This is a genomic window from Glycomyces paridis (genome assembly GCF_004912155.1).
GTDB classification, from domain to species: Bacteria; Actinomycetota; Actinomycetes; order Mycobacteriales; family Micromonosporaceae; genus Glycomyces; species Glycomyces paridis.
In genome coordinates this window covers 128,512-135,153 of the sequence record NZ_STGX01000004.1, presented here as the reverse complement: position 1 = coordinate 135,153, position 6,642 = coordinate 128,512, and the positions used below count along the sequence as shown (strand labels likewise).

Here is a 6,642-nt window from a genome sequence, read left to right as displayed (position 1 = left end):
CGCCCTGGGGACCGGTCCCGCCTCTCAATGCGACTCCGTCACACGTCGTGGCCGCGCGACCTCGTCGTTCCTACCATTGGGCCGTGACCCGCACCGCGCCGCCGACCCGGCGCCTCCGCCTCGACGTGCTCGACCGCGTCAGCATCGGCGTCCTCGCCGCAGGCCTCCTGTGCTGGGCGACCGGCGCGCTCCCCACCGCCGACGCCGTCGCGAGCCTCACCCGGATCGCGCCGCTCGTCCTCTTCCTTGGCACCGTCACCGTCATGGTCGCCGTCGTCCGGGCCTCGCTCCTGTTCGACCTCGCCGCGACCGCACTCGCCCGGCTCGGCCGCGGCAGCCACGCCGCGCTCTTCGCCTGCTGCTTCGCGCTCGCCACCGCCACCACCGTCTTCCTCAACCTCGACACCACCGTCGTCCTCCTCACCCCCGTGATGCTCGCGCTCGCCGCCGCCACCCGCGCGCCCGCGCTCGCGCTCGCGATGACCACCGTCTGGCTCGCCAACACCGCGAGCCTCCTCCTGCCCGTCTCCAACCTGACGAACCTCCTCGCCGCCGACCGCATCGGCGCCGACCCCCTCGACTTCGCCGCCCGCATGTGGGCCCCGCAGCTCGCCGTCCTCGCAGTCACCGCAGCGTTCCTGTGGCTCGGCTACTGGCGGCGACGCCACCGCGAACTCGACCGCTACGTCGTCCCCGCCGCGCTCCCGGCCGTCCCCGACCGCCGCCTCCTGTGGACCGCCGCGGCCGTCTGCGCCGGGTTCGTCGTCGCCGTGGTCGCCGAGGCCCCGATCCAGCTCGCCTCCGCCGCCGCGGCGGCGGTCCTCCTCGCCCACTGCCTCCTGCGCCGCCGCGACCTCCTCACCTGGTCGCTCGTCCCGTGGCGCCTCCCCGTCCTCACCGCCGGCCTGTTCCTCCTCGTCCCCGCGCTCATGCTCCACGGCGGGTCGACCCTCGTCGCCGCGCTGGCCGGCGACGGCTCGGTCCTGCGCGCCGCCTTCACCGGCGCGGCCCTGTCGAACCTCGTCAACAACCTGCCCGCCTACACCGCAGTCGAATCCGTCATCCCCGTCGGCGACACGGACGCGCTGCTGGGCCTGCTCATCGGCGTGAACGTCGGCCCGCTGGTCCTGCCGTGGGCCTCCATGGCGACCCTCCTGTGGTTCGACCTCGTCGCCGCCCGCCGTCCCGACGGCGCCCCGGGCCCGCGCGTCCACCTCGGCCGCTTCGCGGCCCACGGCGCCCTTCTCGCCGCGACCGCGACCGCCGCGGGCGCCGCCGCGCTCCTGCGGCTGTAGCGGCCCGCGCCTAGCACGCGCGCCGATCGCGAGGAAATACCACTATGGAATGAATGTTGAGATTTCGCCGAAATGACCCGGCACGATTGGTCATAGTGCTTTCATGGCTGTTTCCCCGAGTGCGGACCGAGTCCCGGGCCTGACCCGCCGCACCGTCCTCACCGGCGCCGCCGCCCTCCTCGCCGCGGGCGCCGCGGACGCCCTCGCCCCGCTCCCCGCGAGCGCCGCCGCCGCGCCGCTCATCCTCGCCGCCGCCGCGGGCTGGACCGGCCGGGACGGCGAACTGCTCGTCCTCACCGCCGACCCCGAGACCGAGTCCGACCACGCCGTGCGCATCCTCGCCGAACCCGCCGACGCCGAGGCCCCGGCCGTCCCCGGCCCGCCCCTCCCGCTCCCGATGCCCGCCGACTTCCACCCCCACTCGATGGCCGCGCTCGGCCCGGTCCTGTGGATCACCGGTGCCGTCGAGCTCGCCGCCGACCGCTCCCGGCCCGCCCTCATCCGCATCGAGAACGGCACCGCCGTCGAGACCCCGCTGCCGGTCCCCGACGCGATCAAGTCCGGCATCGCCACCGCCGTCACCCCCTTGGGTACCGACGGCCTCGCTGTCGCGATCGAAGGCTGCCCCGACGAGCACCTGAGCGTCATCACCCGCAGCCATCTCGCCCTCAGCCTCGACCGCGGCGAGACCTGGACCGAGCAGGCGCTCGCCACCGGCCTCGGCGAGGGCTACGGCACCGTGCTCGCCGAGACCGACCAGGGCCTGTTCGCGGCCGTCGCCGACACCTCCGGCACCCAGACCCTCCACACCGGCGTGCTCGACGCCGCCGCGCTGCGCCTGGAGACGGTCGCCACGCTCCCCGAGTCGGGCCGGGCGATGGCCGCCGTGGCCTGCGACGAGCACGTCAGCGTCTTCTCCGAGCAGGACGGCACCGCCGTCGAGGCCCGGTTCACCCACGACGGCGCGCCCCTGGAGGCCGCCACGCGCCCCGAGCAGGACTGCGGCTGCGACGGCGAGATCCTCGCCGTCCCCGGCCGCCGCGGACTGTGGCTCGAGACCGACGGCGCGTCCGTCCACATCAGAGGAGCAAGGTAGCCCGGACAGGAGGAGGAGCGATGGCATTCCCCAGCAGCAGCGCCGCGTTCGCGCGGTCGTCCTGCGGATACCCGGACATCACGCGCGACTGGCTCTACCAGCGCGATCTGAAGACGCGCTACCGCACCGCCTTCAACGGCGACGGCTACGGCGTCCACCCGTCCACGACCTCGTTCACCATGCACGAGGAGGCGCACACCCAGGCGGGCAAGGTCATCCTCGACCTCCACCTGCTCGGTCAGCAGTACGCCCGGGGTGGCGGGGTCTGGTCCTACCGGTGGACGGGCCTGGCGGGCGCGAAGGTCTGCAAGCCCGGGTACCACCGCTACGGCGCGGCGGTCGACTTCACCCGCTTCGACTGGGGCTCGGGGAACTTCGTCGACACGGCCGTGCACGGCAAGGACAAGCGCCTGTACATGCGCCGCCGCTACCTCGCGGTCGTCGCGACCTTCCGCAAGCACTTCGGGACGGTCCTGCACTGCAACAACGACCCCGACGGCTCGCATTGGAACCACATCCACGCCGACCGCGGCCGCGCCGCCGTCGCCATGGACTGGGACTACCAGACGGACACAACCATCATCCAGTGGGCCGCAAGGGATCTCGCCGGAGTGAAGGACATGGCGATCGACGGCGACTTCGGCCCCAAGACCACCAAGGGCTACGAGCTGCTGTGCGAGCGCTTCGGCACCGAGGCGATCGACCCCGCGGTGTCGGCCGCGAACGGGCGGGTCTGGCTCAACCTCATCGGGCGGCACGCCATGTCGGACAAGGCCGCCGGCGCGTACCGAGTGAACGAGTCCATGCAAGCGGAGGCCGACGCGGAGGACGACTGACCGCGGGCCGGGCGGGCGAGGCCCGCCGGAAGGAGGACGACATGCCCCCACGGCAGACGGCCGGGGCCGGCAGGCGGCGCATCGCCGCCGCCGCGGCGGCCTTCGCCCTGGCCCTGGCCTCGGCTTCGTGCGATTTCGAGAACCCCTCCAGCGACGGTAGCGGCGAGGGCGTGTTCTACGCGCTCGGCGACGACCACCGCCTGTACCGCTGGGACGCCGCCGGGGGCTCCTCCGGGGAGCCCGAACCCGTGCTCGACCTCTCGGGGGTGTGGGAGGGGCAGGGCGACGTGGGCACGGTCCTGCGCGCCTCGCTGAGCATCGCGCCCGGGCAGAAGTACGCGGCGTGGATCGACGGCGCGAGTCCCGGTGCGGTGCTGGAGTTCGGGAACCTGGAGACCGGCGAGATCACCACCGGCGCCGCCTATCCGGTCGACCACGCGTGCATCGACCCGTCCTGGCTCGCCGACGGCTCGGCGCTGCTCGTCCACCGGGCAGCGGTGTGGGGCATCGCGGGTGAGCCGGGCGGCCGTGCGGACACCGACGCGATCCCGCTGCCCGCCAAGACATGGGGCGCGACCGAGTGGTACTCGCCGGAAGCGGGCGAACTGCCGACCACAATGGATCTCACGACTCAGGGCTGTCGACTGCGCTGGTACACCGACGAGGACGGCGCGGCGCAGGCGCTGTACCACGACCTCGACGTGACCGAGCTGTACCGCGTCGACGCGACCGGGTCGGTCCTGGAGACCATCCCGGTCCCGAGCCTCAAGGGCACCGAGCCGCTGACGATCGGTCTCGTCGGCGTCGACCCCTCGGGCCGCTACGCCTGCCTCGTCGACGGGTACGGGCCGTACGGCGCCTACAAGGGCGGCTTCACGATCCGCGCCGAGTCCGGCACGCGCGTGGTCGACCTGGAGGAACGGCAGGCCGTGGGGGCCGACGACACCACCTGCGTCTCGGTGCACGCCGACGGCTACGTCTCGAGGGACGGCACGCAGGTCGCGTTCATCGACTACACGGGCCGGTCCCTCTGGGCCACCGACCTTCCCGACACGATCGCCGAATCGCCGGTCCTGTTCTACTTCCCGCCCGACTGAGCCGCGGGTTGACCGCTGAGAGGTAGCCATCGCGCGGTCCGCGTCGCTTCTTCCTGCCCGGCTGCGGAGCCGCGGTCGTGCGGTCCGCGCCGAAGTCGCGTCTTCCCGCCCAACTGGGCGGCGGGCCGCCCGCACCGCTCGCTGCGGAGCCGCCGTCGCGCGGTCCGCGCCGAAGTCGCCTTTTCCCGCCCGACTGAGCCGCAGGCCGCCCGAACCGATCACCGCAAGGCCGCCGTCGCGGCCCGGGAACCGGTCCGCGTCGAAGTCGCTTCGCATAGCGCGGCCCGCGGCATAGGATTCCCCGGTGCACCGCGTCCTCGACATCCGCCGCCACCCGCTCAAATCCGCCGCCGCCGAACACCTCGACGAAGTCGTCGTCACCGCCGATGGCCTCGACGGCGACCGCATCTGGACCTGCCTCGGCGCCGACGACACCGTCGGAAGCGCCAAGCAGCCGCGACTGTGGGGCGGCCTCCTCGCCGTCACCGCTTCCCTGTCGGCCCAAGGGGACGCGGCCGCCGACATGCTCGTCACCGTCCCCGGCGGCAAAGCCCTCGAAGCGGGCGGGCCTGAGGCGGACGCCGCCCTCTCGGACTGGCTCGGCCACCCCGTCCGCCTCACCCGGCACCCGCCGAAGCAGCTCAAGCGCCACCACTGGTGGCCCGACGAGCCAGGGATGATCCCCGACTGGGCCGCGGGCGTCGAACCCGGCGGCGACGACCTCGTGGCCGTCCGCGCCGGCGCCGACGGCCGCTTCTTCGACTTCGGCCCCCTGCACCTGGTCACGACCGGCGCCCTTGCGAGACTCGGCGCCGAGCACGGCGAAGCGGTCGACCCCGCCCGCTTCCGCCCCAACCTCATCCTCGACCTCCCGGCCGATCCCGAACCGGGACAGCGGATCGCGATCGGCGCCGACCTCCTCGTCAAGACGGTCGTGCCGACGCCGCGCTGCGTCATCCCCTCGCTCGCACACGGCGCCGCGCCCGCCGACCCCGCGCTCCTGAAGACCCTCGCTTCCCATCACCGCGTCGACGTGCCCGAGTACGGCCGCGCCACCTGCTTCGGCTTCTACGCCGAGATCCTCGCCGCCGGCACGGCCCGCACCGGCGACGAGGTCCGCGTCCTCTAATCCGATCCCGGCCTAGTTGTAAGCGGTCGTGTAGTACCTGGCCTTGTAGAACTCGGCGCCCGACCTCGTCCGGTCGGCCGACTGCGAGAACGCCACGGTCGGACTGCCCCAGGTGCGCGTGCCGATGTCGTCGCCCTTGACGTAGAAGTGCTCGCCTGAGCTCATCTTCACGTAGGACTTGATGCGGCGCACCGTGTGCAGTGTCGTCCTGGCCAATGTGGACTTGTCGATCGAGTACACCCCGTACGTGTCGGACACGAGCAGCCGCCCCGAGTTCGAGTAGTCCGGCTGGATGTCGTGCCCGTTGCCCGACAGGGCGACGGACTTGCTCGTCGCCTTGATCCTGGTGTTGCGGTAGGTGCCCGTCACCGAATAGGCCCGCACCAGCTTCTGCGCCGCCACCCACAGCAGCTTGCCGTTCGGGTCCCACAGGACGCCGCGCGCCCCCGCGAGGTTCACCGTCTGCACGGCCTTCAGCGTCGAGGGGTCGGAGACCTTCGTCGGCGCGTACACGGTGAGGAACCCGCTCGAACTGGCCGAGACGAACGCGCCGACGTTCGGGATGCGCTCCAGCGCATGGGGATTGCCGCCCGGGGACGCACTCCACAGCACGTCGTTGAGCTCCTGGTCCTTCTCGGTCGTGATGTTCCAGATCCCGACCTTGCCGCCCGATCCCGCGGCCAGACCGATCGCCCCGAACTGCGCGGTGTCGCGGATGCGGCAGTCCGAGAGGTTGTACCACCCGCCGACGCCGGGGCTCCACGTCTTGTACGCGTTGGCATTGCTGAACGACTTGCTCTTGTCGAACACGAACACCTTGTTCGTGACCTGCTCGGTCACCATGATCTTGAAGTTGGGCGTGTCCGCCGACGCGGCGTGCACCCCGAACGCCCCGGCCGCCGCCAACGGCGCCCCGAGCGCCACCGCCCGCAGCACGCTCCTCCTGTGCACACCGCGCCCGTTCGTACTGTGCTGGTTCACCAGTCGCTCCTCAAGGGGGTAGGAAGAGTCCGCGCCCGGTCCGGGCCGCGAACCGACCCCAGTGTGCCGCAAAGGGACAACCACGAACCGCCCTCGAACCCCTCACGGCCCGTTGCGGCGCATCTCCATACCACCGCGATGCAAATATGAGGTCGAGATCCGTTAGCGCTGCGACGCACCGAGTGAAACCATACAAACCGGACTTTCT

6 protein-coding genes are annotated in these 6,642 nt (G+C 72.3%); 5 read left to right on the top strand and 1 reads right to left on the bottom strand.

The genetic code is table 11. The features are described from left to right. The first annotated feature begins 83 nt into the window (after positions 1–83). The 5 genes from E9998_RS06760 (at position 84) to E9998_RS06740 (ending at position 5,453) form a co-directional block, all read left to right on the top strand. Positions 84–1,295 (top strand): ArsB/NhaD family transporter, encoded by a 1,212-nt coding sequence (locus E9998_RS06760; RefSeq protein ID WP_136528945.1) that lies wholly within the window; start codon positions 84–86, stop codon positions 1,293–1,295. A 103-nt stretch (positions 1,296–1,398) separates the two neighbouring features. Continuing rightward, positions 1,399–2,391, top strand: a complete 993-nt coding sequence (locus tag E9998_RS06755; RefSeq protein WP_136528944.1) for a hypothetical protein — start codon at positions 1,399–1,401, stop codon at positions 2,389–2,391. 20 nt (positions 2,392–2,411) lie between these two features. Beyond that, the gene (locus E9998_RS06750) at positions 2,412–3,227 is read left to right on the top strand and encodes a hypothetical protein (protein ID WP_136528943.1); all 816 of its coding nucleotides are present in this window, start codon (positions 2,412–2,414) and stop codon (positions 3,225–3,227) included. Between the two features lie 41 nt (positions 3,228–3,268). After that, entirely contained in the window at positions 3,269–4,324 is a 1,056-nt protein-coding gene (locus E9998_RS06745) for a hypothetical protein (RefSeq protein WP_136528942.1), read from the top strand. A gap of 304 nt (positions 4,325–4,628) precedes the next feature. Further along, positions 4,629–5,453 (top strand): MOSC domain-containing protein, encoded by an 825-nt coding sequence (locus tag E9998_RS06740; protein WP_136528941.1) that lies wholly within the window; start codon positions 4,629–4,631, stop codon positions 5,451–5,453. A gap of 12 nt (positions 5,454–5,465) precedes the next feature. Here E9998_RS06740 and E9998_RS06735 read toward each other — a convergent pair whose 3' ends face one another. After that, positions 5,466–6,434, bottom strand: coding sequence for a DUF6528 family protein (locus E9998_RS06735; protein ID WP_136528940.1), 969 nt, complete (start codon positions 6,432–6,434; stop codon positions 5,466–5,468). Positions 6,435–6,642: the final 208 nt, after the last annotated feature.